At 70.1% G+C, this 26,999-nt stretch carries 23 protein-coding genes and 2 pseudogenes; 17 read left to right on the forward strand and 8 right to left on the reverse strand.

Annotation, left to right across the window (positions count from 1 at the left end):
- The first annotated feature begins 2 nt into the window (after window positions 1-2).
- The 8 genes from O7600_RS07790 (at window position 3) to O7600_RS07825 (ending at window position 8,424) form a co-directional block, all read left to right on the forward strand.
- On the forward strand, window positions 3-1,574 hold the full coding sequence (locus O7600_RS07790) for a HAMP domain-containing sensor histidine kinase (protein WP_281593015.1): 1,572 nt from the start codon (window positions 3-5) through the stop codon (window positions 1,572-1,574).
- A 96-nt stretch (window positions 1,575-1,670) separates the two neighbouring features.
- Complete coding sequence (locus O7600_RS07795; protein WP_281593016.1) at window positions 1,671-2,771, forward strand: hypothetical protein; 1,101 nt, start codon at window positions 1,671-1,673, stop codon at window positions 2,769-2,771.
- A 74-nt stretch (window positions 2,772-2,845) separates the two neighbouring features.
- Window positions 2,846-4,012, forward strand: a complete 1,167-nt coding sequence (locus tag O7600_RS07800) for an efflux RND transporter periplasmic adaptor subunit (RefSeq protein ID WP_281593017.1) — start codon at window positions 2,846-2,848, stop codon at window positions 4,010-4,012.
- Window positions 4,009-4,752, forward strand: a complete 744-nt coding sequence (locus O7600_RS07805; protein ID WP_281593018.1) for an ABC transporter ATP-binding protein — start codon at window positions 4,009-4,011, stop codon at window positions 4,750-4,752. Before O7600_RS07800 ends, O7600_RS07805 begins: the two co-directional genes overlap by 4 nt.
- Complete coding sequence (locus O7600_RS07810) at window positions 4,749-5,987, forward strand: ABC transporter permease (RefSeq protein WP_099164492.1); 1,239 nt, start codon at window positions 4,749-4,751, stop codon at window positions 5,985-5,987. Before O7600_RS07805 ends, O7600_RS07810 begins: the two co-directional genes overlap by 4 nt.
- 11 nt (window positions 5,988-5,998) lie before the next feature.
- A complete protein-coding gene (locus tag O7600_RS07815) occupies window positions 5,999-6,463 on the forward strand; it encodes a hypothetical protein (RefSeq protein WP_281593019.1) in 465 nt (154 codons plus the stop codon).
- A gap of 399 nt (window positions 6,464-6,862) precedes the next feature.
- Window positions 6,863-7,168, forward strand: a complete 306-nt coding sequence (locus tag O7600_RS07820; protein WP_281593020.1) for a hypothetical protein — start codon at window positions 6,863-6,865, stop codon at window positions 7,166-7,168.
- On the forward strand, window positions 7,165-8,424 hold the full coding sequence (locus tag O7600_RS07825; RefSeq protein WP_281593021.1) for an MFS transporter: 1,260 nt from the start codon (window positions 7,165-7,167) through the stop codon (window positions 8,422-8,424). Before O7600_RS07820 ends, O7600_RS07825 begins: the two co-directional genes overlap by 4 nt.
- A gap of 51 nt (window positions 8,425-8,475) precedes the next feature.
- On the opposite strand, the gene O7600_RS07830 is transcribed toward O7600_RS07825, so the two are convergent.
- On the reverse strand, window positions 8,476-9,003 hold the full coding sequence (locus O7600_RS07830; protein WP_281593022.1) for an isochorismatase family protein: 528 nt from the start codon (window positions 9,001-9,003) through the stop codon (window positions 8,476-8,478).
- Window positions 9,004-9,319: 316 nt separating this feature from the next.
- Here O7600_RS07830 and O7600_RS07835 point away from each other — a divergent pair, with 316 nt between their 5' ends.
- The 5 genes from O7600_RS07835 (at window position 9,320) to O7600_RS07855 (ending at window position 12,604) form a co-directional block, all read left to right on the forward strand.
- A complete protein-coding gene (locus O7600_RS07835) occupies window positions 9,320-9,925 on the forward strand; it encodes a hypothetical protein (RefSeq protein WP_348651377.1) in 606 nt (201 codons plus the stop codon).
- 291 nt (window positions 9,926-10,216) lie between these two features.
- Window positions 10,217-10,528 (forward strand): hypothetical protein, encoded by a 312-nt coding sequence (locus O7600_RS07840; protein WP_281593023.1) that lies wholly within the window; start codon window positions 10,217-10,219, stop codon window positions 10,526-10,528.
- Window positions 10,529-10,850: 322 nt separating this feature from the next.
- Window positions 10,851-11,264: a hypothetical protein gene (locus O7600_RS07845; protein ID WP_281593024.1), complete on the forward strand. Its 414-nt coding sequence runs from the start codon at window positions 10,851-10,853 to the stop codon at window positions 11,262-11,264.
- Window positions 11,257-11,895, forward strand: a complete 639-nt coding sequence (locus tag O7600_RS07850; RefSeq protein ID WP_281593025.1) for a hypothetical protein — start codon at window positions 11,257-11,259, stop codon at window positions 11,893-11,895. The genes O7600_RS07845 and O7600_RS07850 overlap by 8 nt, the downstream gene beginning before the upstream one ends.
- Window positions 11,896-12,223: 328 nt before the next feature.
- Window positions 12,224-12,604 (forward strand): hypothetical protein, encoded by a 381-nt coding sequence (locus tag O7600_RS07855; RefSeq protein WP_281593026.1) that lies wholly within the window; start codon window positions 12,224-12,226, stop codon window positions 12,602-12,604.
- Between the two features lie 164 nt (window positions 12,605-12,768).
- On the opposite strand, the gene O7600_RS07860 is transcribed toward O7600_RS07855, so the two are convergent.
- The 4 genes from O7600_RS07860 to O7600_RS07875 all read right to left on the reverse strand — a co-directional run bounded on the left by O7600_RS07860 (window position 12,769) and on the right by O7600_RS07875 (window position 14,797).
- Window positions 12,769-13,503 carry a site-specific integrase gene (locus O7600_RS07860; RefSeq protein ID WP_281593027.1) on the reverse strand — a complete coding sequence of 245 codons (735 nt, stop codon included), beginning with the start codon at window positions 13,501-13,503 and terminating at the stop codon, window positions 12,769-12,771.
- 27 nt (window positions 13,504-13,530) lie between these two features.
- Window positions 13,531-13,788, reverse strand: coding sequence for a hypothetical protein (locus tag O7600_RS07865; protein ID WP_281593028.1), 258 nt, complete (start codon window positions 13,786-13,788; stop codon window positions 13,531-13,533).
- Window positions 13,785-14,162, reverse strand: a complete 378-nt coding sequence (locus O7600_RS07870; protein ID WP_281593029.1) for an AbrB/MazE/SpoVT family DNA-binding domain-containing protein — start codon at window positions 14,160-14,162, stop codon at window positions 13,785-13,787. The genes O7600_RS07865 and O7600_RS07870 overlap by 4 nt, the downstream gene beginning before the upstream one ends.
- A 437-nt stretch (window positions 14,163-14,599) precedes the next feature.
- On the reverse strand, window positions 14,600-14,797 hold the full coding sequence (locus tag O7600_RS07875; RefSeq protein ID WP_281593030.1) for a hypothetical protein: 198 nt from the start codon (window positions 14,795-14,797) through the stop codon (window positions 14,600-14,602).
- 262 nt (window positions 14,798-15,059) lie between these two features.
- On the opposite strand from O7600_RS07875, the gene O7600_RS07880 reads away from it, so the two are divergent.
- Window positions 15,060-15,605, forward strand: a complete 546-nt coding sequence (locus O7600_RS07880; RefSeq protein ID WP_281593031.1) for a flavin reductase family protein — start codon at window positions 15,060-15,062, stop codon at window positions 15,603-15,605.
- 9 nt (window positions 15,606-15,614) lie between these two features.
- Here O7600_RS07880 and O7600_RS07885 read toward each other — a convergent pair.
- Window positions 15,615-16,014, reverse strand: a pseudogene (locus O7600_RS07885) (LuxR C-terminal-related transcriptional regulator); the annotation flags it as partial.
- Window positions 16,015-16,112: 98 nt separating this feature from the next.
- On the opposite strand from O7600_RS07885, the pseudogene O7600_RS07890 reads away from it, so the two are divergent.
- From O7600_RS07890 to O7600_RS07900, 3 genes and pseudogenes are all read left to right on the forward strand, one after another.
- Window positions 16,113-16,427: pseudogene (locus O7600_RS07890) on the forward strand (transposase); the annotation flags it as partial.
- An 84-nt stretch (window positions 16,428-16,511) separates the two neighbouring features.
- A complete protein-coding gene (locus O7600_RS07895; RefSeq protein WP_281593033.1) occupies window positions 16,512-17,105 on the forward strand; it encodes a helix-turn-helix domain-containing protein in 594 nt (197 codons plus the stop codon).
- 83 nt (window positions 17,106-17,188) lie between these two features.
- Window positions 17,189-18,457: an MFS transporter gene (locus O7600_RS07900; RefSeq protein ID WP_281593034.1), complete on the forward strand. Its 1,269-nt coding sequence runs from the start codon at window positions 17,189-17,191 to the stop codon at window positions 18,455-18,457.
- A 39-nt stretch (window positions 18,458-18,496) separates the two neighbouring features.
- Here the strand turns inward: O7600_RS07900 and O7600_RS07905 are convergent, their stop codons facing one another.
- Window positions 18,497-19,267, reverse strand: a complete 771-nt coding sequence (locus O7600_RS07905; RefSeq protein WP_281593035.1) for an alpha/beta fold hydrolase — start codon at window positions 19,265-19,267, stop codon at window positions 18,497-18,499.
- A 3-nt stretch (window positions 19,268-19,270) separates the two neighbouring features.
- The gene (locus O7600_RS07910; protein ID WP_281593036.1) at window positions 19,271-26,917 is read right to left on the reverse strand and encodes a non-ribosomal peptide synthetase; all 7,647 of its coding nucleotides are present in this window, start codon (window positions 26,915-26,917) and stop codon (window positions 19,271-19,273) included.
- Window positions 26,918-26,999: the final 82 nt, after the last annotated feature.

A 26,999-nucleotide genomic window follows, 5' to 3' on the forward strand; every position in this document is an offset into this window, starting at 1 on the left:
CGGTGGGACGCCGTCGCGCCGTCCGCGTGCGGCGGCTGCGCCGCTGGGGACGCTGGACCCTGCGGTCCCGGCTGGTCGTGGTCGTGGCAGCGCTGACCGCGCTCGCGCTGGTCGCGGCGAACGCGGCCGGGCTGGTGCTGCTGCGCCGAAACCTCACCGACCGCATCGACGACCAGCTCACCGCGGTCAGCCGGCCGTTCACCCGGGACACCGTTCCGACCTTCGACCCGCGCGAGCGCACCCGCGTGCTGCCGCGCGCCCGGCTCGGCCCGGAGCAGGTGGTGCTGCTGTACGGCCCGGACGGCAACCTGGAGGACGTCCGGCGCTCCGACGAGTCGACCACGGTGCCGGTGGTCGAGCCGTACGACGGGCTGGTCGCCCGTGCCACCGACGCCCGCCCGTACACCGTCGAGGCCGCCGACGGCACAGCCGCCTGGCGGGTCCTGGTGGTCGAGCGCGGCGACGACCGGGGCATCGCGGTGCTGGCGGTGTCGCTGCGTGAGGTCGAGGAGACCACCGACCTGCTGCTGCTGATCGACGCGGTCGTGATCGTGGTCGTCCTGATGCTGCTGGCGTCGCTCGCCGCGGTGGTGGTCCGGCTCGGCCTTCGGCCGTTGACCCGGATGGAGCAGACCACGACGCAGATCACCGGGGGCAACCTGTCGCGCCGGGTGCCGGACGCCGATCCGCACACCGAGCCGGGCCGGCTCGGTGGGGCGCTCAACCTGATGCTGGACCGGATCTCCACCGAGGTCGCCGCCCGCCGCGAGTCGGAGCGGCGGTTGCGGCAGTTCATCGCCGACGCCTCGCACGAGCTGCGCACGCCGCTGACCTCCATCCGCGGTTTCGCCGAGCTCTACCGCCGGGGCGGAACGCCACCGGGCCCGGAGTTGGACGGGACGATGGCGCGGATCGAGGCCGAAGCCGCCCGGATGGGTCTGCTCGTCGAGGACCTTCTGCTGCTCGCCCAACTCGACCACGAACGCCCCCTGCGACGTCGACCGGTCGACCTGCTGGCCGTCGCCGCCGACAGCGTCCGCGACGCGCACGCCCGCGCACCCCAGCGGCGGATCCGCCTGGCGGCCCTCGACGACAACGACGGGTTCGAACCGGTGATGGTCACCGGCGACGAGCACCGGCTGCGCCAGGTGGCCGCCAACCTGCTCAACAACGCCCTGCAGCACACGCCACCGCAGGCCCGCGTGACGGTCCGCACCGGGCGACTGCGGGGTACCCCGGCCGGACCGCCGCCCGTCACGGCGGTGGGAGACCCGCTGCCCGCCGCAACGCCGGCCGCGGTGCTGGAGGTGACCGACGACGGGCCGGGCCTGGCCACCGACCAGGCCGTACGGGTCTTCGAGCGGCTCTACCGCGCCGACCCGAGCCGGGCCCGCGGCAGCGGCGGGTCCGGCCTCGGCCTGTCCATCGTGGCGGCCCTCGTGCGGGGACACCAGGGCCGGGTCGAGCTGCTCACCGCCCCCGGCCGGGGGGCCACCTTCCGGGTCCTGCTGCCCTCGGTGCCCGACGCCGACCGCGACGAACTGGTCGACCTGCTACGCACCATGCACAGCTGACCCCACCGGCGGCTGTGCGGAAACGTCCAGCGGACGCGGAGTCCGCTCCGAGCCTGCCCCCGTTCACTCCCGTGCAGGAACCGAACGGGAGGCAGCATGCGTACCAGAACACGGACCGTCGCGGCGACGGCGACGGCCCTGGCATTACTGACCGGGGCGCTCCTGGTGCCCCGATGGGTCAGCGACACCCGCGACGAAGGGCTGACGGTGGCGGCGAGCGGCTACTTCTTCGTCGGTGGGCAGCAGGCCACCGACGACACCGGCGACCAGACGTCGACCGCCTGGACCGGGCAGGCGATGGTCCACCAACTCGTCCCCACCGGGGCCGACAAGCCACCGGTGATCATGATGCCGGGGCTCGGGCTCAGCTCGTCGATCTTCCTGACCACGCCGGACGGCCGGGAGGGTTGGGCACAGCAGGCGGCCCGCGCCGGCCACCCCGTGTACGTGCTGGACGAGCCGTCCCTGGCCATCTCCGGCTTCGACGTGCGGCCGTTCAACGCGGTGGCGGCCGGCGAGGCCCCGCCAGGGAGCCAACCGACGATGTCGGTGTGGAGCGAGGAGGAGATCTGGCCGCGCTGGGGCTTCGGGGCGTCGCCCGGCCAGCCCTACCCGGACACCCGGTTCCCGGTGCAAGACATGGACCAGTTCCTCGCCGCCCTGCCACCGTACTGGCGGTCCGACAGCGGCGCGGCTGGTGCACGCGCTGATGCGACCCCACAGCAGCCCACCCCCGGACCGTCGGCGACCGCCACCGGTGCGGCCGACAGCGGCAGCCGGGGACCGGGAGCGACGGCTCAGGAACAGGCACTGCTCGCCCTGCTGGAGCGAACCGGCCCGGCGATCCTGCTCGCCCACTCGGCCGCCGGTTCGGCCGCGTTCGCGGTGGCCGACCAACACCCCGAGCAGGTCGCGGCGGTGGTGGCGGTCGAACCCGTCGGCTGCCCCACCGACGCCGACCAGGCACCCACCGCGCCGACGCTCGCGGTCTACGGCGACCGGATCACCGAACGCCGGCAGACCGGGCGACTCGACGCCTGCCGGCGCACCGTCGGCCTGGTCGATGACGCCGGCCACCCGGCCCAACTGGTGTACCTGCCCGACGAAGGCGTACACGGCAACACGCACCTGATGATGCAGGACGACAACAGCGACGACATCTGGCACCGGATCGAGGACTTCATCGCCGACAGCTGACCGCCGCCCGACTCCCAGCCGGCTCCGAGGTTGCGTCGGGTGCGCTCCGAGCCGCCACCACCAGGCTGCCGGACATGCGTGTGCGACGACTCATCCCGGCCCGCGGCCCGTCCCTGCTCGTCAACACCGGCCTCGCCGTGGCGGTGCTGCTCGCCGGCGGCTGGGCGTACACCACGTTCACCGCGCCGGAGACGGCGGGCGCCGGCGAGGCCCGGACGGCGCCGGTGAGCCGGGCGACGGTGACGTCGGCGGTGTCCGTACCCGGATCGGTGCGCAGCGCGGCGACCGCGAGCGCGACCTTCGCCACCGCCGGACCGATCACGGAGATCGCGGTCGCCGTCGGCGACTCGGTGAAGAAGGGCCAGGTGCTGGCCCGGGTCGACGCCTCGGCCGCGAAGCGGGAACTCGCGGCGGCCGAGGCCGACCTGGACGCGGCGCGGGATGCGGCGGACCGGGCGGCGGAGACCGACGGTCCCACCAGCCAGGCGGATGCGGCGGTGACCCAGGCGGAGCTGAAGGTCGCCGCCGCGCGGGAGAAGGTCGACGGGGCCACCCTGACCGCGCCGATCGCCGGCACCGTGGTGGCCGTCAACGGCAGCGTCGGGGACTCCGGCACCTCGGCGGGCGGCGCGAGCGCCGGCGGCGCGACCGGAGGCGGCGCGACCGGAGCCGGCAGCACCGCGTCCGGCTCGGGAGGCGACGGACTCGTGCAGATCGCCGACCTGACCCGGCTGGAGGTCACCGCCGCGGTACCCGAGGCCGACGCGACCCGGCTCAAGGCAGGCATGCCCGCCACGGTCAGCTGGAACGCGCTGCCCGGCACCACCGCCGACGCGACGCTCGCCGCGATCGACCCGAACGCCACCACCGCCAACGACGTGGTCACCTACGGCGTCACCCTGAGCCTCAAGGACCGCCCGGACGCCGCCCGGCCCGGCCAGAGCGTGCAGGTCACCGTCACCCTCGACACGGCCGAGAACGTCGTCGCGGTGTCCACTCTCGCGGTCACCAGCGCCGGCAACCGCAACACCGTGACCGTCCTGGACAACGGCAACCCGGTCGTCCGCCCGGTCGAGGTGGGCCTGCGGGGCGACCAGCTCGTCGAGATCACCTCCGGCCTGACCGAGGGCGACCGGGTCGTGCTGCCCAGCACCGGCGGCGCCGACCCGAGCACCGGCGGCGGGCGCGGCGGGCCCGCGGGCGGCGGCCTGACCGGTGGCGGCGGGCGGGGCAACCGGTGACCCTCTACCTGGTCGACGGAGCTCACCGCACCACCGAGGGCCCGAACCGTCCGGTGCTCGACGTCCGTGACCTGACCAAGGTCTACGGACAGGGCGAGGCGACCGTGCACGCGCTGCGCGGGGTGTCGCTGACCGTCGCGGCCGGCGACTACGTGGCCATCATGGGATCCTCGGGATCCGGAAAGTCGACGCTGATGAACATCCTCGGCTGCCTCGACGTGCCCAGCGCCGGCAGCTACCGCCTGGACGGGGTCGACGTCAGCCGACTCGACGACGCCCGGCTGGCCCTCGTCCGCAACCGGCGCATCGGGTTCGTCTTCCAGTCGTTCAACCTCATCCCCCGCACCTCGGCGGTGGCCAACGTCGAGCTGCCCCTGGCGTACGCCGGCGTCAAGCCGGCCGAGCGACGCCGGCGGGCCCTCGCGGCCCTGGACATGGTGGGTCTCGCCGGCCGGGCCGACCACGAGCCGAACCAGCTCTCCGGCGGGCAACAGCAACGCGTCGCCGTCGCCCGCGCCCTGGTCACCGAGCCAGCGCTGATCCTCGCCGACGAACCCACCGGAAACCTCGACAGCCGCTCCACCGAGGAGGTGCTGGCCATCCTCGACCAGCTGCACACCGCCGGCCGCACCATCGTCATGATCACCCACGAGACGGAGGTGGCCGCCCGCGCCCGCCGGCTGGTCACCCTCTTCGACGGACGGATCACCACCGACGTACGACAGGACGGTGCCCGGTGAGCCTGCTGGAGATCCTCCGCTTCGCCGGCCGCGGCGTCGCCGCCAACAAGCTGCGCTCGGCACTGACCATGCTGGGCATCCTCATCGGCGTCGCCGCCGTCATCCTGCTGGTCGCCGTCGGCAACGGCTCCGCCCAGGCCGTCAACCGCAGCATCGAGGCGCTGGGCACCAACACCATCACCGTGTCCAGCACCGCCCGCGGCGGGACGACGCCGTCGGCACTCACGGTCGACATCGCGCGGTCCCTGCACGACCCGGCACTCGCCCCCGACGTCCGCGCGGTCTCACCGGTGGTCAGCACCACCCCGACGATGACCCACGCCGGGACGGAGCACCCGGTGGCGCAGTTCCTCGGTACCCACCCGAGCTACTTCGGCTCGTCGAACAGCCCACTCGCCGCCGGCGCCGCCTTCACCGACCAGGACGTGGCCCAGGGTCGGCGGGTGGTCGTGCTCGGCCGGACCGTCGCCACCGAACTGTTCGCCGACACCGACCCGGTCGGCCAGCAGGTCACCGTCGGCGGCGCACTGTTCACCGTCGTCGGCGTCCTCGCCGAGAAGAGTTCGGCGTCCGGCTTCTCCGACCCGAACGACCTCGCCGTCGCCCCGCTCACCGCCGTGCAGCAGACCATCACCGGGTACGGCCCGGTCAACTCCATCCTCGTCGAGGCCACCGGCCCGGACCGCGTCAACGCCGCCCAGCAGCAGGTCACCCAGATCCTCAACCAGCGCCTCAAGCTACCGGCCGGCACCGCCGCCACCGGCCGCGGTGGAGGTGGTGGTGGTGCGGGAGCCGCGCCGTACCGGATCCAGAACGCCGCCCAACTCCTCGCCACCCGCACCGAGACCGCACAGACCTTCACCGTCCTGCTCGGCACCGTCGCCGGCATCAGCCTGCTCGTCGGCGGCATCGGCATCACCAACATCATGCTGGTGACCGTCACCGAGCGAACCCGGGAAATCGGCATCCGCAAGGCCCTCGGCGCACCCCGACGCACGATCCTCACCCAGTTCCTCGCCGAAGCGACAATGCTCAGCGTCCTCGGCGGCGGCCTCGGCGTGGCCGCCGCACTGATCGGCAGCCGGTTCACCATCGTCGGCGTGCAACCGGTGATCGTGCCCAGCTCCGTCGCGCTGGCCCTGGGCGTCTCCGTCGCGATCGGACTCTTCTTCGGCAGTGTCCCCGCCAGCCGCGCCGCCGGCCTGCGCCCCATCGACGCGCTCCGCTACGAATGACAGGTGAAGACATGACGACCGACCTCGACACCGCACTCGCCGCCGGACCCCGCCCCTGGCGGAACCGGGCCACCCCGTGGCTCGCGGCAGCGCTGCTGCTCGTCGGCGGCTTCGCCGGCGGCGCCCAGGCGCAACAGGCATACGGACCGGATCCCGCCCCCGCACCGGCGGGACGCGGGACAGCGGTCGACGGACCCGCCGGTGGGGCCCGCGGCGGCGGTGCCCGTGGCGGTGGCGCCGCTCCCCCGGCCGCCACCGCCACCCCGGCCACCACCGGCACCGTCACCGACATCGACGGAGACACGATGAAGGTCCGGCGCGAGTCCGGCGAGGTGGTCACCGTGCAGACAGGCGACCGTACGCAGGTCCGGCTCACCGGTGCGCTCAAGGACCTGCGGACCGGCGACACCGTCGTGGTGACCGGGAACATGCTGGGCAGCGACATCACGGCTGCCACGATCACCCGACAGAAGTAGCGGTCATCGCGAGCCGACGGTCATTGGGCGGAACTGGTGGCGTCGGCGGGCAGCCTCCTGGAGATCGACGGTCGGAGCGCCGGCCCCCACGCATCGACGACGTGCCCGGAAGGCGATGGTGTCCGCACCTACGTCTCGCTCGCGCTCAATCACGTGTGACCCGGCAACCTCGACAAGTCTCACCGGAGGCCATCCTTCGGTGCCGCGCCCACCTCGAGGGGGAGCAGCAAGCCGTTCGCGAGTACGCCGCAGGCTGCCCGGCCCGCTGGGCCTGCTGATGAACTTCGTTGGCCCCAACCTCCTGGGCAGCGCTGCGAAACCGGCCGGGGACAAGCTCCGTGCGGTCAATGCTGAGGCATTGTCCAAGAAGGAGTTTCTCTCGGCCACTTCATCGGCCGGATGTTCCGGCACGACGTGGTCGCCGGACACTCCTACTTCCTCAGCCAGCGGGAACAGCCAGGGACTGTGCGGCTGAGCGTGCCGATCACGTTCGTCGGAGCGAAGGACGACAAGGTCATCGCCGACTACCGCGAGGCGTACACCGAGTGGGGTCGTCTCGCGACTGCGGTGCGGCTGCGGGAGATCGAGCACGGCGGCCACTACTTCGCCCGGACCCGAGCCGACGAGGTGGCGTCGATCGTGAACGAGGTCTGGTCCGAGGTCGGTGGCGCGAAGGTCGGACACACTGCGAAGGAATTGGGTTGAGAGACTACATAAACGCCTTACGGATACGTGACTACCGACTGCTGTGGATCGGCTCGGTGGTCAACCTGCTCGGCGACGGCGCCTCGTGGACCGCGCTGACCTGGATGGCGATCACCCAGGGGGGAGCAAAGGCCGTCGGTGTGATGGCCGTCTGCTACACCCTGCCCGTCATCCTCGGCGGCGCACTGGTCGGCCCACTGCTCGACCGGTTCTCCCGGCGTACTCTTCTGGTGGCCGACGCGTTCGCGCGGGCGGCGATCATCGGCGCTGTCCCGCTGCTGGACGCTACGGGTGCGCTGCATCTGTGGTACCTGTACGTCGTTGCCGGGGCATACGGGCTGCTCAAGATCGTTCCGTTGGGTGTGGTGCCGGCAGTCACGCCGGAACTGGTCCCGAAGAAGGATCTGCACTCGGCGGTCGCGTTGGAGGGCATCGCCTACGGCGCGGCCGGCATGGCCGGTCCGGCTCTCGGCGGTCTGCTGATCGCGGCCTTCGGCGCGCCGGTGGTCCTCGGCCTCGACGCCCTCAGCTACGTCTTCTTCGCGTTCTCCGTGCTCGCCATGCGGGCACGCCTGCCCCGGCCCGAGGGCGAGACCAGCGTCAGCCTGCGGCAGAGCTTCGGCTGGGCGCCGGTGATCCGGATGCTGCGCAACGACACCGTGCTCGTCACCATCACCGCGGCTTTCGCCCTGTTCAACATGACCGTGGGCATGTTGCGGGTGACTATCCCTTGGATGGCGATCACTCCGCTGGCCGGTGATGCGCGGACGCTGGGTCTCCTGCTCGCGGTAGGCGAGGGCGCGGGTCTGGCCGGCTCTCTGATATCCGGCATGATCAAACCTGCGGATCGGCAGATGCGGCGGATCGGACTGCTTCAACTCGCCGCCGGCGGTGGATTGATCTTCCTCCTGCTGCCCGGGTTGCCCGCCGCGTTGCTCGGGCTCATCCTGGTCAACCTGTTCTCGACACCCATGACAGTGTCAGCGCAGGTGCTGCGGCTGAACCGGATTCCCGCCGAGGTCCGCGGGCGCACGATGACGTTCATGCGCACGCTCATGAACGCGACCTCACCGGGCGGGGCGGCGATTGCGGGCCCGTTGCTGGCAGCCTCGCTGTTCGCCCCCACGGTGATCCTGATGGTGGCGATCGCGGCGCTGCCCGGGCTCTACATGGCGGTCCGGTTCAGGTCCACGTCCTACGGGGAGGAACTGGGCGTGACGCCGAAGCGCAAGGAGCCGGCGGCGCAGCCGTCCTAGGCGGAGCGGGCCGGTGGCCGGCAACGCCGCCGGCCCGCTCCCCCCGTTCGATCAGCGCAATCCGTCGAGCAGTTCAGCGGCGGTGCACACCACGCCGAGACGCGGGAACACGTAGTCGACGGCGAAGTCATGGGCGTACCCGTGCAGGCCGGCCATCGCGTCGGAGAGGAAGACCACGTGGAAGCCGCGCTCGTTCGCCGCACGCCCCGTCGACTCGACCCCGAAGTTCGTCGCGATCCCGCCGAGCACCACAGTGCGGATGCCACGTCCGCGCAGGACCTCATCCAGGTCGGTGCCGTGGAACGCGCCCCAGGTGCGCTTCACGATCTCGACGTCGGCTCCCTGACGGGTGCAGGCGTCCACCAGTTCGCCGCCGGGTGGCTGTTCTGCGACGCCCGGACGTTCGGCCCGGACATGCACGACGAGCCACCCCGCCCGGCGCGCTGCTGCGGTCACCTCGGCGCACCGCTGGACCACCTCGGCGGCCGTGATCGGCGCGGTGTCCAGGGCGACCGTTCTGGTCATCAGGTCGATCAGGATCAGGGCGCTACGTTTCGGATCGAGTCGCACGGCGGTCATGAGCCACGAATCTACTGGACCTGGCTAACAGCCGAGACAGATTGATGGTGTTCGTGGAGGAACCGGCGGTCGCCGCCAGTCTGGGGCTGGCTGCGGAACTGGCGTCAGCCGCGCCATCCTGCCGCCTGCTGAAGTTCTCCTACCAGGACGAATCTGCTGCCGCGAATCCGCGCGGAGATCGCGGACTTGGCGCCGACCGCCGTGGTGTACGCCGTGCCTTTCGCCGCGGAGTTGGCTGAGTCCTTCGGACCGCCCGGCGCCGGCCCGGAACCCCCACCGATCGGGCATCGCCTGGTCGAAGAGCGCCATCCGGGTCATCCTGACCAGCCCCCGTTACACCGGTCGCCAGGTTCAGAATCGCCAAGCACCGACGAGATCCTGCTCGATGTCGACGACGTCGCCATGGGCCACACCAGCGTCATGCGCTGGAACCCGCAGAACCAGTGGAACACCTCCAACCACCCCGCACATCCGGCGATCGTCGACACAGAGACGTTCGATGCTGCGCAGGCGCTGCTTCGGCGTCGCGGCAACGGTCCCGGAGGGGAGCACAAGCGGCACCGCGCCCGCCACGTCTACGCCCTTAAGGGCGCGCTGTACTGCGCGCTGTGCGACCGGAAGATGCAGGGTCAACGGTCCAATGGCGAGGCGTACTACCGACGCCGCTACGCCCAGGAGTACACCCTCGCGAACAAGATCCACCACCCGCGCAGCATCTACCGACGCGAGCGAGACCTCGTCGGTCCGCTCGACACCGCACTGGCTCGCGCCTTCGCCCCGCATCGCCGACACCGTGGCCGCGATGGCCGACCACCAGGACACCCCGCAGGTCGACCAGCGACTGTGCTGCGTCTGGACAGCGGCAAATCCGGGTACACGGATGGTGTCGTGGTTGGATCGCCCTGGCGAGGCTCTGGCGTGACTGGATGGTTTACCCGGGCAGTCGGTCCCAACTCAGGTCAGCCTGCCCGCTACCGTCTGCGTATCGCGGCGGCCACGCTTCCAGACCCGCAGCGAAATAGCACAGTCCCGAACAGCACGAGGAGACACCGTCTGCGCTCGTGATCCCGCCCTGCCATGGCTGCGGTGAAACCGCCCGCGCCCGGTCGGCGGCAGATCAGTGCGGTTCCGTTTGGCGGCTGTCCCAGGCGGTTTCGTAAATCGTTCGGGCTGAGGTAGCCCGGTTCCTTCGACGTATGTCACGCTCCGGCGGGTGACGATCATCAGGCCGGTGGTTGCCGGAGCGGTCGTTGCCCTCGCTGAGCACGGTCTTGTTGTTGGGTTCACGATTGCCCTGGCCACCGCCGCTGGTGGCGGCCCGAATGCGGACGTGGATGCCGGTGGGAGGTTCGCGGCGCTCTTCTTCGGCGTATTCGCGTACGGCATTGCGCAGCTGGTGTTGCTGGGCAACTGCTTCGCGCTGTCCGGACGGCTCGGCCGTGGGTCATCGTCTGGCCTCGTGGCTGGCTGGATATTGGGACTGGCCGCGAGCCTGTACTACCTTTGCGGCGGGTTCGGTACCTAACGAACGCGCGGCAGCCCCGCCTGTTCACTGCACGCGCCGCTCGTCACGCGCCGTGACGCCCGGTCGGCCGCAGATCAGTGCGTTGACTCGTGCTGAGGCGCGCCAGCGGTCGTGGCGGTCGACGAATCGAGCACATCGCGGACCGAGGGCGGATTGGCTGCGGGCTCGTAGAGCTGTGTGAACAGCGACATCTCTATTATGCGGGGGGCAACGATCCCCGCCCGTACGGCTCAAGTGGCGGTTTCGCCGGTGCTGCGGCGCCAAGGCCGGTTCGACGACACCAAAGGTCACTACTAGGCACGGAACTGACGAAACCATTCTGATGGACATGCTGATCGGTTGCCGCCTGGCCGCGGTCACGCGGCTGGCCTGGCACTGGCCCGGTGACCCGGTCGATCTCACCACCGGGCCGGTCCACCTCGTCGTGGACGACGGCCGTGGCCTGCTGTTCGACGGGCGCAGCGACTGGTCCCTGACGGTCGTGCCGACGGCTCCGGATGACGAGGGCTGGCGGTCGGCCTACGACTACGACTACGACGGTGGCCGCTGGGTCGGGCGGGACGCCTCCGGCGAGGAGCCCTTCGCCTCGGTGATCGCGGGAGTGCTGAGCGGTTGGAACCCGGAGCACGACGAGGTCGGCCAGCTGGTCGGCGGCACCCTGCACGTCGGCGACCGTGCAGTGCGGCTGGGACTGTGGGAGGGCGAGGTGATCTCGTACGCTGCCGGGCGTGGGTGACTTCCTCAAGACGATGCTGGCCCGGGTGCCGGACGGATTCGACCTGCCGGAGCCGCTGCGCCTGCTCTTCGCCTGGGTCGACGAGCAGGGTTTCGTGGTGAAAGGGCACGACGGGGATCTGTACGGCTCGTTGAGCGACAACGGCTGGGTGGGCACCTCGATCGAGTTGCGTGGCTACACCGCGGAGCAGACCCTGTCGTACGCACGGTCCTGGTTCGACGAGTCGGTCCCGGATGCGGCCGCACGGTTGTGGCCGTTCGCGCAGACCGGTGGCGAGGGTTCGATGGCCGCGCTGTGGCGCGACGGTCGGGGACAGGTGAGGATCGTCCATCTCGGTTCGGGTAGCGGTTCGATGATGACGTGTGTGCTCGCCGACGATGCGGTCGACTTTCTGCGGCTGCTGGCGATCGGTTACCGGGAGATCTGCTGGAACGAGGAGTTCAGCGCGCCGCCCGAGCCGTGGGACGCCGACCACGAGATCGTCAATGCACCCTACCGGGACTGGCTGCACCGCACCTTCGGTGCCACCGCCCCGGCGAGCGGGCTGGAGATCGTGGCGGAGCCCGCCGAGATGGGCGACGGCGACACCACAGACCCTTTTTGTCACTGGGTCGACAATAAGGAAGTCTGAGCCCATCACCGGGTTAGGACGCCATGGCGATCTCCGGCTACGAAAGTCTTGCTGGAGCCAACTTCATGCAGAGGCAGATACGCCAGATGTGCAGAGGTTCCGCCGGCCAGGCGCTGGGGACGGCACGACGGCGGCGGATCGGCCACCCATTTTCGCCAACAACGAGTGACTGGTGGACGTGAGATGGCAGCACCCGGATCGCGGCAGAAAAGGATGCGCGACGCGTATGGAACTGGCGTGATTGAATCGTGCGCTGTATCGGCGGGAGTAAGAGGAACTCGGTGACTCATGATGGACGAGTTGGATGAGACGTGGAGGTGGGCCCACGTTGGACGCTCTCGCCGTCATCTGGAACCGTGCCGCCGACTACGGGGCTGACGGTGAAGCCCCTGAAGGAACTCCGCTAGGGATTGCGCACCTTTCCTTCCTGTTACGTGTCTACAACTCGGCCATGGGCGGCGGCTTGGGCTTCGCCGTGGAGGTCAACGAGCCTTTCCGCTTGAGACGGGCGATCGACGCGATGCGATACTTCCGCCTGTCCGAGCTTGCTCACCTCCTGACTGACGTCTTGAACCATGAGTCGGACGTCGAATACGCCGGATCGCGGGAACGTCAGTTCTATGACCTTCTCGGCCCAGCGGAGGAAAATCTGGATAAGGCATTCAGAGCCAAAGCGGCCGAGACTCCAAGCGGCTTCGGTCTTCGATAGAGCCCGCCGGCTCAGGCCGAGTGTTATGTGATCTGTACACTCATCTCGGCAGATCCGGATGCCGACGCTACGTGGCCCCACTTTGGCTATGGCCTCGTTGCAAATAGGCCCCCCGCGAGTGGGCCTGGACGTAACGACCAGGCCCACCCCGCGATAGTTCCAGCTCAAGCGAGAGGATGGGACTCGTTGGCCAGGGCCGCCAGAGCAGCCGCGACCTCCTGGAGACTCGCTCGAACGTAAGTGCTGGTGGCACCGGCGTCGCTGCCGCTGTCGGTGTGCCCTGCGTACGCGCGTGCCACGGCGTAGCCGAAGTTCCGCTCGACCCACGTCAACGTCGTGTGCCGCAGCCAGTGCGTGCTGATCTGCTGCACGTGCACCCACGGCAGGTGCTCACCGAGGCGCACCCACAGGTGGTCGTAGCGCCGGTAGGTGATCGGCTGCCCGCTGCGGTACCGCAGCAGCTGCCCCGTCCCCACCGCCTGCCGCTCCTCGGCATGCTGCTGCAGATGCCGCATCAGCGTCGGTGACACCGGTTGCCACCGCACCGTGTCGCCCTTCTCCCGCAGCAGGATGAGGCACTGATCCGGGTCCAGGTCGACCGGCCGCAGAGCCAACGCACCGCCCCGGCGGCACGCCGTCTCGGTGTGCAGCCGCAGCAGCAGACTGTCCAGCGCAGGGTCATCGCCCGTACTGGCAGCGACGGCGTTTATCTCCGCCAGCCTGCTGTCCGCTACCGCCCGTCTGGTGCTGGGCAGGCGCCGCGGCTTGGCCACCTTGAGGGCCGGGTTGTCCGCAGCGGCGACGTACCCGTCCGCGACGGCCCGCTTGTACAGGCACCGCAGCGCGGCGATCAGGTGCTCCGCCGCACTGCGTCCGCCCCGCGCGTTACGCCGGGCCACGACGTGCGTCTTGGTGTACTCGGCGAGCTACTCGATCTCCGACGGAGTCGGCTCGTCGAGCCGCCGCTGTCCCCACTGCTCCAGAACCCGCTTCCAGTACGAGCCGTACGCGCGCCGGGTACCGTCGCTGACCGCCGCCGCTACCACCGGAACGTCCTCGGCGAACGTCGGTGCGGGTGGACGGTCCGATGCTGCCTCGACGAGGTCGGCCGGCGAGATGCCCATCCGCGCCAGCAGCAGCCGCGCGGCATCCAGTTCCGCCCGACCCGCGGTGGTGTCGCTCATGCCTCACCACCGCCCAACGCCTCGGCGTGCACCGCGACGACCATCGCGTCCAGGGCGGCGGGCGGGTGCACCACGAGCAACCCGTCGGCAGGGCTGGCGGCCAGGAGCACGCGGTCGCCGGCGGACAGGGCGCACCAGTGCCGGACGGCCGCCGGCAGGTGTAGATGGCCTTGGCCGCTGACGGTGAAGACGCCCTGCCGGTCCAGCCGGACGACGATGACTCCGCCACCTTCGCGGATGTGCAGGCGCGCACCCGGCGCCCAGCCGAGGGCCCGGATGACCGTGCGGTCGGCGATCCTGCCGCTGTTGTCGATGGCAGCCAGGCCGTACACCATCGTGCCGGCGCGTGGCGACGGCAGCATCGGCAGGGGCAACGGCGGACGGCGTAGCGCTCCACCACGCGGGCGACGAGAACCCTGCCCCCGGTCGGCCATCGTCACCGGCGGGATGACGGGTGCCAGAGAACGATCAGCCACGGCAATCGCCCCCGATCGAGACAGGGTCGATCGAGGGAGTGGCTGCGCTGGGATTTGCGTGGTCAAGCGTGCTTGACCACCAGTACGCGAAACACAGCATGGATGCTGCAATTTGGTGTCCGAGGATCGACACGAACCGATACCCAACACGGGTTGCGCCTTATCGGCGCTATTCCACTCGCCTGAAATCAGGCTACCTGTAGGGTCCCGGGCTGACCGCCCGGGATCCGGTCGGCACGAGAGGCTCCTCAGCGTGAAGCGGCGAGAGATTCATCGTTCACCTTGGCCTGGCGCGGAATGGCTCAGTGAGCTGCGGAGGTCGTCGACTGCGGGCTTCAACCGCGCGCGCTCTTCATCGTCAGCGGCGATGGTCTCGAGTGAAGCTCATTTCCGCGCAGGCGGCCAGCTTCATGGGTGTGATCAAAGGACTGGCGTCGGCGGATCTCGGCGACGGGCAACGCGATGATCTCCGTGTCAGCGGGGGATTGCTGGGCGGTGGCGGTGAGGATGGTCAGGACGGCGAGGGCGAGCATGGCCAGGGTGACGTGGCAGCAGGATCCGGTCGAAGCCAAGCGGATTGTCCGGATCTCACGGATCGCCGAGCCGGCGCTCGAGTTCATCGGCGCCGGGCCCGGCCTGGTGACCAGCAAGGATCGCTGACAATCGACTCACCCTTCGCAGACGGCGTCGCGGCTTACTCGGCGAAGGGTCCGTGGGCGGGATATCGCGTTCCTACAGGTTCCCGGCGGCTGACGCTATAGGCGAGTTATAGAGAGGCCGCGCACCGTCGCGGCCATGGAGACCGCAGCCGGGGCTGTTCCACCGATCGCAGCGCGAGCGCCCGAGGTCGACGAGCGGGAATTCCGTCGGACGATGGGCCGGTTCTGCACCGGCGTAACCGTCGTCACCGCCCTTGACGAGGAGCCCGTTGGTTTCACCTGCCAGTCGTTCACGTCGCTGTCCCTCGACCCGCCACTGGTCATGGTGTCCAGCTCGAACCGCGGCCGCAGCCTGCCGCGCATCGTGCGGGCCGGCTCGTTCGGGAGCAACATCCTCAGCGCACGGCAGGAAGCGATGGGGCGTCGCTTCGCGACCTCCCGGCCGGACAAGTTCGCCGGGGTGAGTTGGCAGGCGTCGCCGGTCACCGGCACACCGCGTATTAACGACGCCCTCGCGTGGATCGACTCGGTCGTCCGGGACGTGATACCGGGCGGCGACCATACGATCCTGATCGGCCAGGTAGTCGCGGTCCACCACACTCCCGACGCGGGCGAGCCGCTGCTCTTCTTCGACGGCGAGTTCTGCGATCTCGCGGCTGGGCAGCCAGGCCGAGGTCGGTGACCCTGCGGCTCAGCTCCGCAGGTAGGCCAGCACCGCGAGCACCCGCCGGTGGCCGTCCATCGCGGCCGGCAGGTCAAGTTTGCTGAAGATGTTGCCGATGTGCTTGTTGACCGCCGCGTCCGTGACGTGCAGCCGCTTGCCGATGGTGTCGTTGGAGCGGCCCCTCCGCCATCAGCGCGAGGACCTCGAGCTCGCGGGCAGTCAGCCGCTGCCTCGGATCCGGCCGCCGACTGATCAGCTGGCGGACCACCTCGGGATCGACGACCGTCTCCCCGGCCGAGACCTGTTCCACCGCAGCGTTGAACTCCACGACCGCGCCGACCCGGTCCTTCAGGAGGTAGCCGACGCCCTCGCCGTTGTCGGAATCCAGCAACTGTGCCGCGTACGACTGGTCTACGTACTGGCTGAGAGGGTGGTTCGGTAGCTTCCGTCCATTGTGGGTTTGGGTCGGTGTGTGAATGTGAGCCGTGGTCGTAACCGGTGGGGTCCGGCCGCGTTGGGCTGATCATGGGTGAGCGTGCGGCGTATCCGAGTGACCTGACCGATGAGCAGTGGGCGGTGGTCGGACCGTTCCTGCAGGCGTGGAAGGACCGCCACCCGTCGGTGTCGGGGCATCAGGGTCGCTACGAGCTGAGGGAGATCGTGAACGCGATCTTCTACCAGAACCGGACCGGGTGTCAGTGGGCGTACCTGCCGCACGACCTGCCGCCGAAGTCCGCCACCTACTACTACTACTACTACTTCGCCCTGTGGCGTGATGACGGCACCGACCAGGTGATCCATGATCTGCTGCGTTGCCAGGCGCGGGACAAGGCCGGCCAGGTTCGCCGCCCGCCCGCAGCCCGCCGGGCGGGAGATTCCCAAGCATCTGCTTGACATTCGGCGGAAAGCGAGGAGACTCCAAGCATGTCCTTGGAAAGTGGGCGGCGGCGCGTCATCGGCGACCCGGTAGCCATGCGCGCTCTGGCCCACCCGCTTCGACTCAAGCTCCACGCACTCGTCGGCCGTGAGGGCACCATGACGGCTGCGACGGCCGCGCGCGCGCTGGGGATCAGCCAGGCGCTCGCCTCCCATCACCTGCGCCAGCTCGGGAAGTACGGCTTCGTCGAGCAGGCCGGCCGCAGCGACAACCGGGAGCGCCCGTGGCGGGTGACCGCCGTTTCCCATGACTGGGAGCCCGGCGAGACAGCCGAGGGCCACGAGGGACTGAGCATGTTGGAGCGGTTCGTGCTGGAGCGCAGCGCCGCTCAGTTGGCCGAGTGGCAGCAACGCCGCCCGGAGATGGATTCCCGCTGGAGTGAGCACACCGGGGTCTCACAGAACCTCGCCTATTTGACCGTCGACGAGCTGGCCGAGCTGCACCGCGCCTGGGAGGCCCTCATCTCGCCCTGGGTGCAGCGCCGTCCGCTCGGCGACACCGCGAGCCGGCCCGAGGGTGCCGTACCGATCGACATCACTCTGATCATCGCGCCGCTGCCGCCGACCGCGTCAGGCGGTTGACCGACGCTTCGGCTCCCCCTTCGTGTTCCGGCGAGGGCCAACCCGTGCGCTCGATGGGTGCACCGATCGAAGGAGGGAATGCTGTGCCACCGCCGACCAACGCCTCGAGGATCCGCCGCGACTATCTGATCCTGCTCGCCCTTCGGTGGTTCCCCAGCGGCCTGATCATTCCGGTGCTGGTGCTCCTGCCGCTTCAGCGTGGACTCAGCCTCGGCCAACTCGGCGTGGTCATGGCGATCCAGGGACTGACGATCCTCTGCCTCGAAGTGCCGACGGGTGGCGCGGCCGACACGTTCGGTCGGCGACCGGTACTGCTCTTCGCCTCCGCGGTCAACATCTGCTCCCTGCTGCTGATCGCCTTCGCGTCGTCGGTTGCCGCCTTCGCCGTCTACTTCCTGATCCAGGGCGTCTATCGGGCCCTCGACAGCGGACCGCTCGATGCCTGGTTCGTGGACAGCACCCTGGCCCGGGACCCGGACACCTCCATCGAGCGCGGACTCGGTCTGGGTGGCACCGTGATGAGCATCGCCATCGGCGCGGGCTCGTTGCTGAGCGGCCTCCTCGTTGCGGTTCAGCCGATTCCCGGCGTTCCCGGCATCGTCACGCCGGTCGTCATCGCGATCGTGGTGCGGGTGATCGAGCTCGGGTTCGTGACGGTCCTGCTGCGCGAGGAGCCGCGGAACCGGCCGGAACGGTCCGGACGAGACCGCCCGTTGGTCCGATTCGGACGGACGGTCGCCAGTGCAACGCGGCTCATGACCCGCTCCCGTGTGCTGATCTGCCTGCTCGCCGTGGAGATCCTGTGGGGATTCGGGATGGTCAGCTTCGAGACGCTTACCGCGGTCCGGCTGACCGCGGTAACCGGAGACACGGAACAGATCGCCTCGCTGATGGGGCCGTTGACAGCGTTCGCCTGGATCGCCTCGGCAGCCGGCGCGGCTCTGATCATCCCGGTTGCGGAACGCGTCGGCACGCCGCTCGCCGCCGCCCTGATGCGGGTCCTGCAGGGGCTCGCCGTCGCCGCGATGGCACTGTTCGGCGGGCTCGCCGGCATCATCACCGCGTTCCTCGCCTGCTATCTCGTGCACGGCGCGTCGAACCCGCTGCACAACGCGCTGCTGCACCGCCAGGTCGGCACCGACGAGCGCGCCACCGTGTTGTCGCTGAACTCGATGGTCTCGCAGCCGGCCGCCGCACTCGGACTCGTCACGCTGACCGCGCTGGCCGACGCCATCAGCCTGAGCGCGGCGATGGTGATCGGTGCGATCATCCTGGCCGTCGCCGCCCCGCTGTACCTCGCGGCGCGCAACGACCGCCGCCCGGTGACGCCGCAAACCGCTACGACCCGCTGACCGGTCGAGGACCGATCAGCGGGGCAGCGAGGTGCCGGGTCACGAGGAGGAGTGGCGAGGCAGGCAGATGCCGGACAACACGGCCGTGAGTACGGTGAACATCGCGTCCGTCGAACTCTCCTGGTAGAAGTGGCCCCCGTCGAACACGTGCAGCGACGATGGCGCGGTGCTGTGCCTCCGCCAGCCGAGCAGGTCAGCCTCGTCGACCTCGGGGTCGTCACGCCCGCCCAGCACATCGATCGGCACGGTGAGCGGGGGCCGTTCGGCGTACCGGTAGCGCTCGCACGCCTCCAGGTCCGCCCGCAGGATCGGAATGGCGCGGGCGACCAGGTCGGGGTGATCGAAGAACTCGGGCGGCGTGCCGCCCTGCGCCCGTAACATCGTGGTCAAGGCGGCATCGCTGCCGAGGTGGGACGATGTCCGGAGCCGGTTCCAGCGGTCCGGGCTGCGCGCGCTACTGACCACCAGGCGCCGCGGCTCCGGACCGCCCCTGTCCCGCAACATCTGGGTGGTCTCGTACGCGAGCAGACCGCCCATGCTGTGCCCGAACAGGACGAACGGCAGCCGGTACCGTTCGTCCGCTATGCCGTGGGCGATCTCGGCGCTCAACTCCGCGATCCGGGTGCGCGGCGGCTCATCAGCCCGGGCGCCCCGTCCGGGCAGCTGCAACGGACACAGCTCGACGTCCGGTGGCAGCCGATCGGCCCAGCCGAGATATGCCGCCGCGCTGCCGCCCGCGAACGGCAGGCAGTAGAGACGGATCCGCGGCGTCGCAGTGGATCGGCGGTACGGCAGGAGACCGGTGTCCATGGGTCACCCCTGCCCGTTGGCGATGGACATCGGCATGGGCATCGACCCGACCATGATCTCGCCGAGGGTCTCGGCGTCGCCGGCGCACAGGGCGCGCAGCACCTCGAGGAAGGTGTGCGCAACGGTCGCAGCGGCTGGGGCGTCGTACCAGCGGCGGTCGTAGAGCAGCTCCAACCGCAGCCGATCAGCGTCAACTACGTTGACGACCAGCGGATACTCAGTGCTCTCCACTGCGCCGGCCACGGTGAGCGTGGCCCGGCCGGTGCAGACCGTCGGCGACAGCGTCTCGGTCACCACGATGCTGTGGAACAGCGGCACCCCGCGCGGGATCCCGGTGCACCCCTGGACCTCGCTGAGGGGCGAGTTCTCGTGCTCCTGCATACGCACCATCTGCGCCTGGACGTCGTCGAGCCAGGCGGGCACCGCCATTCCGGCGTCGAGGCGCACCCGGACGGGCAACGTGTTGAGCATCGGCCCGACGACCCGGTCGGCCCCCGGAAATGCGGCGGTGCGCCCGGAGACGGTGCAGCCGAAGAGCACGTCTTCGCGATCGGTCAGGTGACCGAGCGCTGTCGCCCAGGCGGCAGTGGCCACACTGGCCAGGGTGAGCCCGTGTCCGCGCGCGTATGCCCGGACGGTCCGCGTCTGCTCGTCGGTGAGGCTGAGCGTCACGTAGTCGCTCCCCCGGCGCTCCGCCTGCGGTGCCGGAACCGGCATCGGGGTGGGCTCAGTGACGTCGTGCAGCTGGGTGGCCCAGTACCGGCCCGATTCGACGGCATCCAACGTCCCGAGCCAGCCGACGTACTGCCGGAAGGCCGTCGCGGGCTCCAGGCGGGCCGGTCGTCCCTCCAGCAACGCCGTGTAGACCGCCATCACGTCGCGCAGGAGCAGATCGACACTCCATCCGTCGAGCAGCAGATGGTGATAGGTGAGGATGCCGGTGACGGCGTCCTCCGAACGGCTCAGCACCAGTTTCCAGAGCACCCGGTCGAGGGTCATGCCCGTACTCCGCTCGGCGACCGCGACTCCGGCCGCATCGTCCACCGTACGGATGAACAGTTCCGGTTCCCGCCAGACGACCTGAACCGGTTCCTGCCCGCTCTGCCAGTCCACGGTGGTCCGCAGGATTGCGTGCCGGCCCGCGGCCTCGCGCCAGGCCCGCTCGAACAGAGCCAGGTCCACCGCACCGGTCAGCCGGAGGTTCTGCTGGTCGATGTAGACGCCCTCGTCCGGGCGCAGAAGAGTCTGGAACAGCATGCCGGCCTGGGTGGTGGTGAGCGGATAGACGTCCTCGACGACTCCGGGCCCGGAGGTGATGAGGCGGACTTCGTCGTCGGTCAGGCGGGCGAGCGGGAAGTCGGAGGAAGTGTGCCCGCCGGGGTGTGCGACGCAGTACCGCACCAGTTCGTTGACGTGGTCGAGGAACCGCTCGGCCACCGTCACCACGCTCGACTCCGCCAGCCGCTCCGGAGGGTAGGTCCAATCGACCAGGAGCCGGTCCTCGCGGATCTCGGCCTCGATCTCGATCGGATGGGTACGGCGCTGCCCGGGTGCACGGTCGGCGCCGCACACCGGTGCCAGCATGCGCAGCGGACCGGTGGCGGACGGCGGTGTCACCCGGCCGTGATAGTTGAACACCACCTCGGCGTCCTGCTCGGCGCGCAACCGATCCGCCTGCGGGCTGGTACTGAGGTGACGCAGGAGGGCATGGTCGAAGCCGCCGTGGGGCATCGAGCGGAGATGTTCCTTGACGGTGTCGAGTGCGGCGCCGAGGTCATCGCCGTCGATCGACGGTGCGAACGGCACCACCGAGGTGAACCAGCCGACCGTACGGGAGATGTCGATGCCGGGCAGGGGATGGTCGCGGCCGTGCCGCTCGACGTCCACCCGCACCGAGCCACCGGCCCAGTCCCGCAGGGCCCGGGCGAGGGCGGTCAGCAGCACGTCCTCGACCTGCACGTGCCGGGCGGCGGGGGCGCCGCTCAGCAGCAGCCGGGTGTCCTTCACGCCGAGCTCGGCGCGCACGGTGCTGGCGGCGCCGACGAGGTCGGAGCCCGCGTCCGGGTCGCCGGGCAGCGCGGTCCCGGTCGGCACGGTGAGCCGGTCACACAGAGCCAGCACCGTCGGGTCGTCAGCGCGCCGCTTGAGCGCTGCGGCCCACACGCCGGGGTGCACCTCCGTGGCCGGCAGGGCGGCGTCCTGCCCGTCGGTGTCACACGCCGCCGCCAGGTCTTCGACCAGGAACCGCCAGGACACCGTGTCGACCGCGAGGTGATGGACGACGACGATCAGGTTGGCCGGCCGGTCCCGGCGCGTGACGAGCGCTGCGCGTAGCAAGGGTCCGCGGGTCAGATCGAGGCTTGCCTGCACCCGGTCCGCGACGGCCGAGAGTTCCTCGTCGTCGGCGATCGACTCGTGGATCAACAGGTCGGCATCCCCGGGTGGCTCGATGTGCTGCTGCCAGCCCGCATCGGTCCGGGTGAAGCGCGCCCGCAGCGCCGGGTGCCTGTTCACGACGGCGCGCAGCGCTTCGGCTATCACCGTCGGGTCCTCGATCTCGGTCTCCAGCAGGACGGACTGGTTGTAGTGGTGTGCGTCGGCCAGGTCGCAATTCAGGAACCAGGCTTGCATCGGCGTCGGTGGCAGGGTGCCGCCGATGTCGCCGGCCTCCGCCCCGGCCGCGTCCGAGGCGGTCGCCACCGGCTCGGTGTGCGCCGCGAGGGTGGCCACCGTCGGATACCGGAAGATGAGCCTCGGCGTGATCTCCAGGCCCTCCGCGCGGGCCGCGGCCATGATCTGGATCGTCAGGATGGAGTCGCCGCCGAGTTCGAAGTAGTTGTCGTGGACACCGACCCGATCGAGGCCCAGTGCTGCGGCCCAGATGGCCGCGACCCGCACCTCCACCTCGTCGCGAGGGGCGTCGTATCCCCGGTCGGCGGGTTCCGCGACGAGGTCCGGGGCGGGCAACGCCCGACGCTCGACCTTGCCGTTGGCGTCCAGCGGCACCGCGTCGATCGCCACGAACAGCGAAGGGATCAGGTAGCCGGGCAGGAGCCGGCCGAGAAACTCGCGCAGTTCACCCGCGCCGGGCACGCCGCCTGCGTCGTCGGTACCGGTACCGCTACCGACGACGTAGGCGACCAGCTGGCGGCGATTCTGCTGATCCGACCGGGCCAACACGATCGCCCGCTCGACGCCGGGATGGGTGGCCAGATGCTGTTCGATCTCGCCGGTCTCGACCCGGTACCCGCGGATCTTCACCTGGTCGTCGAGTCGGCGCTGGAACTGCACGTTGCCGTCGGGCAGCTGGTAGCCCCGGTCGCCGGTGCGGTACATCCGCATGCCGGGGCGACCGGTGTAGGGATCGGGCAGGAAACGCTCCGCGGTCAAGCCGGGTTGGTGCAGGTAACCCCGGGCCGGGCAGACGCCGCCGATGTAGATCTCCCCCGGCACGCCGACCGGCGCCGGGGCCAGATTTCGGTCGAGTACGTACATCGTCGTGTGCGGGATCGGACTACCGATCGGCAGCAGATCCCGATCGACTGGATCACCCACCGGCGTGTACACCGAGTTCGCCACGGACGCCTCGGTCGGACCGTACTCGTTGAGGATGTCACTGTCCGGAGCGAGGCTCCGCCAGCGGCGCAACGCGGAAGACGGAAACGCGTCCGCACCGACGGCGAGCACCCCCGCCAGTCCAGCCGCCTCCGCGGCGGTGAGTTGCTGGGTGAGCAGCTCCAGGTGACCCGGGGTCATCTTGAGGAAGCTGTACGGGCCACCGCGCACCAGTTCCGCGGCCAGTTGCGCCGGGTCGAGCCCTTCCGGCAGCAGGCGGACCGGTCGGCCGAGCAGCAGTGGGGTGTAGAGGTTCGGCACGATCATGTCGAATCCGACGGATGAGAAGAGAGCCGTGCCGCCGTCGCGCCCGCCCGTGTACCGATCGGCGCAGAACCGCAAGTAGTTGACGAGGCCGCGATGGTGGCAGGCCACCCCCTTGGGTCGTCCCGTCGAGCCCGAGGTGTAGATGACGTAGGCGAGCTGGTCGGCGTGCCGGGCCCCGGGCGGGTCGGTGTCGTCCTGCTCAGCTATCAGCTCGGCGTCGCGGTCGAGCAGGCATACCTGTCCAGGTGGGTCGGTCAGCAAGGTCTGGTACTGGTCCTGGGACACCACATGGGACAGCCCGGCGTCGGCCATGATGGTGCGGACCCGCGCGGCCGGGTTGTCCGGCGCCAGGGGCACGTACGCGGCTTGCGCCTTCAGCACCGCGAGCAGGGTGACCAGCAGCTCGGGGCTGCGCTCGACGATCACGCCGACCAGGCTCTCCGGACCGACACCGATGCCCTTCAGGTGACGGGCCAGCCGGTTCGCCCTGGCGTTCAGCTCCCGGTACGTCATCGTCTGCTCGCCCCAGAGCAGCGCAGCGGCGTTCGGCGTGCGGCGGACCTGTTCCTCGAACAGGCCATGGATGGTGGCATCGTCGGGGCCGGGCACCACGGTGTCGTTGATGCTCAGCAGACGGTCGTGTTCGGCCCGGCTCAGCACGGAGGTGTCGCGGAGCAGCCGGCCGGGTTCCTCGGCGAACGCTTCGGCCACCGTACGCAGGTGGTCGGCGATGCGTCGCGCGGTCTCGGGCTGCACGGCGCGCAACTGGTGGCGAAGGAGGAAGCGGATCCGGTCCGGCTGCTCCTCCACCATCAGGATCAGCGGATAGCCGGTGCGCTCGTACGTCTCGGCCAGGCGCAGACCCGCAGCGTGCGCGGCCGGACCGGTGCCCGGCTGGTTCTGGGCGATGACGATGGTGTCGAACAACGGCGTGCCCCTCGGCATGTCGCTCACCGCCTGGATGTCCGGCAGCGCCGCGTGCGCGTGATCGCGCATCCGCACCAGGTCGGTCTGCAGGTCGTTCAGCCAGCCGGCCAGGGTGTCGCTCCCGTGGTAGCAGGCACGTACCGGAATGGTGTTGATGAACAGGCCGACCATGTCCTCCACCGCGGGCAGGTCGGCCGGTCGCCCCGCCACCGTCGACCCGAACACCACCTCGTCCTGTCCGCTGTAGACCGCCAGCAGCAGCGCCCAGAACCCGTGCGCCAGCGTGCTGGCGGTCAACCCCGCGTTCCGGGAGGCCGCACGCAGTCGGGCCAGCAGCGGGCCGTCGACGTCCATGGTGACCTCGCCGATCGTCCCGTCCGTGGCGGTGTCGTGGCCCGAACCGTGCACCTCCCAGGCCGTCGGCTCGGTCAGGCCGGCCAGGTACGCGCGCCAGAAGTCCTCGGTGGGTCCGCGATCCTGAGCGCGGAGCCAGTCGGTGAGACGCCGGTACGGCACGCCGTGGATCTCCGCGCGGCGCCCGGCACGCCGAGCAGCGTATGCGACGCCGAGTTGCTCGGTCAGCGTGGCGAGGCTCCAGGCGTCCAGGATCAGGTGATGGTGGCTGAGGACCAGCCGGGTGTGGGCTCCGAAGTCGATGAGAGTGGCGCGCACAGGTGGCGCCGAGACGAGATCGAACGACGCTAACCGGTCCTCCCGGAGGAACGCGGCGAAGAGAGCCGGGCGTTCGGCGTCCGGGCGGTCTCGCCAGTCGATCTTCCGGACCGGAAGCGCGAACCGCCGCAGCACCACCTGGGTCGGGTCGGCGACCCCCTCGAGCTGGACCCGGCTCCGCAGCACCGGGTGCGTGTCGACCAGGTCCTGGAGGGCCGCGGTCAGCGCCTCGTCGTCGACGGGCGCAACGGCGTCGATCACCGTCTGCTGGTGATAGTCCCCGCTGTCCTCGGACAGCTCGCTGTGGAAGAGCATGCCGGCCTGCATCGAGGTGAGCGGGTACGCGTCGGCGATGTCGGCGCGGTTGCGTAGCTCGGCCAGCGCCGGGTCCTCGACGTGACCGGCGACCGCCGGGGCACCCGTGGTCGGAACGACCTCGTCGGCAAGCCGGCGGACGGTCCGCAGACCGAGGATCTGCGCGGCAGTCGTCTGCAGCCCGGCATCCCGGGTGCGGACGATGATCTGCAGCGCGGAGATCGAGTCGCCACCCAGTGCGAAGAAGTCGTCGTCGATGCCGAGCTCGGCCAGGCCGAGCACCTCGCTCCAGACCGCGGTCAGGGTCCGCTGCGTCGGGTTCTCCGGGGGTGAGTACGGCGATCGCAGGTCGGCGCGGGTCAGCATGGGTACGGGCAGGGCCGCCCGATCGACCTTGCCGCTGGTGGTCAACGGAATGTGCGCCAGCGGCAGGTACATCGCCGGCAGCATGTAGGCCGGGAGGTCGCGGGACAACCACGACTCCAGCTCGTCGCGACCGGGCAGGGGACGGTCACCCGTACCGACGACGTAGGCCACCAGGCGGGTGTGCTGGTTCTCGCTGTGCGTCACCACGACGGCATCGGCCACCGCAGGGTGACCGCGCAGTACGGCGGAGATCTCCCCCAGCTCGATCCGGTTTCCATTGATCTTCACCTGGTGATCGACGCGACCCAGATAGTCCAACTGCCCGCCCGGCAGCGCGCGGACCACGTCACCGGTGCAGTACATCCGGTGCCCGCCGCCCGCGAACGGGTCGGGCAGGAACCGGTCGGCGGTCAGGTCGGCCCGGCGGTGATACCCGCGGGTGACGGCGACGCCGCCGATGTACAGCTCACCCTCTGTACCGGCCGGCACCGGTTCGAAGTTGTCGTCCAGCACGTACCAGGTCACGTTGTCGATCGGGTCACCGATCGGAACGCTCGTCCCGTCACTGCCCGGCTGCCAGGTGTGCGCCGACACCTCGATCGAGGTCTCGGTCGGCCCGTACATGTTGTGCACCTGCGCCGACATCAGCTTGGCGGCCCGGTCGGCCAGATCGGGCGGCAGTGCCTCGCCGGTGCAGAAGACATCGCTGACGCAGTCGAGATTCGCCACGGCGGGCTCGGTGACGAACTGGGCGAGCATGGACGGTACGAAATGGACGATGTCCACTCTCTCGGCTGCGATGATCTGCGCCAGATAGGCCGGATCGCGGTGTCCGCCGGGCCGGGCAAGGACCAACCGGGCACCGCTCACCAGCGGCCAAAACAACTCCCAGGCGGACACGTCGAAGCTGATCGGTGTCTTCTGCAGGATCGTGGTGCCGGGGCCGATGGGTCGCACGCGCTGGTGCCACAACAGCCGGTTGACGACCCCGCGGTGGGGGACCAGCACCCCTTTCGGGCGGCCGGTCGATCCCGAGGTGTAGATGACGTAGACCAAGTTGTCCGGATCGGCGGGCGACGGGGGTGCCTCGCCCGGCGGAAGCGAGTCGATGTCGAGCACCGGTACGCCGGCGCCGTTACCGTTCATCAGACCGTCGTGGGTGAGGACCACCGGCGCCGCGGTGTCGGTCAGCATGAACGCCAGCCGGTCGACCGGATAGTCCGGGTCCAGCGGCACGTACGCGCAGCCGGCCCGGATGATGCCCAGCAGGCCGGCCATCATCGCCACACTCCGCTCGGCGCACAGACCGATCCGGGTCTCCGGCCCGAACCCCCGCCGGCGCAGGGCCGCGGCGACCGCCGAAGCCCGTGCGTCGAGGTCCGTGTACGACAACGTCACACCGTCCGCGGTGATGGCCGGTTCCTGCGGCGTGGCCGCGACCTGGGCTCGAAACAGACTGTCGACCGTGTCATGGGGGTTCGCTCGCATGGCCGCACCATCCCGAGGCCGGCTATCCACGGTCTATCGGCGCCCTATCCCCCCGGGACCGGAGCGGCATCCGGCGCCGACA

Origin of the sequence: Micromonospora sp. WMMA1998, assembly GCF_027497375.1 — a bacterium.
Classification (GTDB): domain Bacteria; phylum Actinomycetota; class Actinomycetes; order Mycobacteriales; family Micromonosporaceae; genus Micromonospora; species Micromonospora sediminicola.

Coding starts and splice junctions, on each gene's coding strand:
- O7600_RS07795 (WP_281593016.1), top strand. CDS start 1,671: ATGCGTACCAGAACACGGACCGTCGCGGCGACGGCGACGGCCCTGGCA.
- O7600_RS07800 (WP_281593017.1), top strand. CDS start 2,846: ATGCGTGTGCGACGACTCATCCCGGCCCGCGGCCCGTCCCTGCTCGTC.
- O7600_RS07815 (WP_281593019.1), top strand. CDS start 5,999: ATGACGACCGACCTCGACACCGCACTCGCCGCCGGACCCCGCCCCTGG.
- O7600_RS07820 (WP_281593020.1), top strand. CDS start 6,863: ATGTTCCGGCACGACGTGGTCGCCGGACACTCCTACTTCCTCAGCCAG.
- O7600_RS07830 (WP_281593022.1), bottom strand. CDS start 9,003: ATGACCGCCGTGCGACTCGATCCGAAACGTAGCGCCCTGATCCTGATC.
- O7600_RS07845 (WP_281593024.1), top strand. CDS start 10,851: ATGGACATGCTGATCGGTTGCCGCCTGGCCGCGGTCACGCGGCTGGCC.
- O7600_RS07865 (WP_281593028.1), bottom strand. CDS start 13,788: ATGAGCGACACCACCGCGGGTCGGGCGGAACTGGATGCCGCGCGGCTG.
- O7600_RS07875 (WP_281593030.1), bottom strand. CDS start 14,797: ATGCTCGCCCTCGCCGTCCTGACCATCCTCACCGCCACCGCCCAGCAA.
- O7600_RS07880 (WP_281593031.1), top strand. CDS start 15,060: ATGGAGACCGCAGCCGGGGCTGTTCCACCGATCGCAGCGCGAGCGCCC.
- O7600_RS07895 (WP_281593033.1), top strand. CDS start 16,512: ATGTCCTTGGAAAGTGGGCGGCGGCGCGTCATCGGCGACCCGGTAGCC.
- O7600_RS07905 (WP_281593035.1), bottom strand. CDS start 19,267: ATGGACACCGGTCTCCTGCCGTACCGCCGATCCACTGCGACGCCGCGG.
- O7600_RS07910 (WP_281593036.1), bottom strand. CDS start 26,917: ATGCGAGCGAACCCCCATGACACGGTCGACAGTCTGTTTCGAGCCCAG.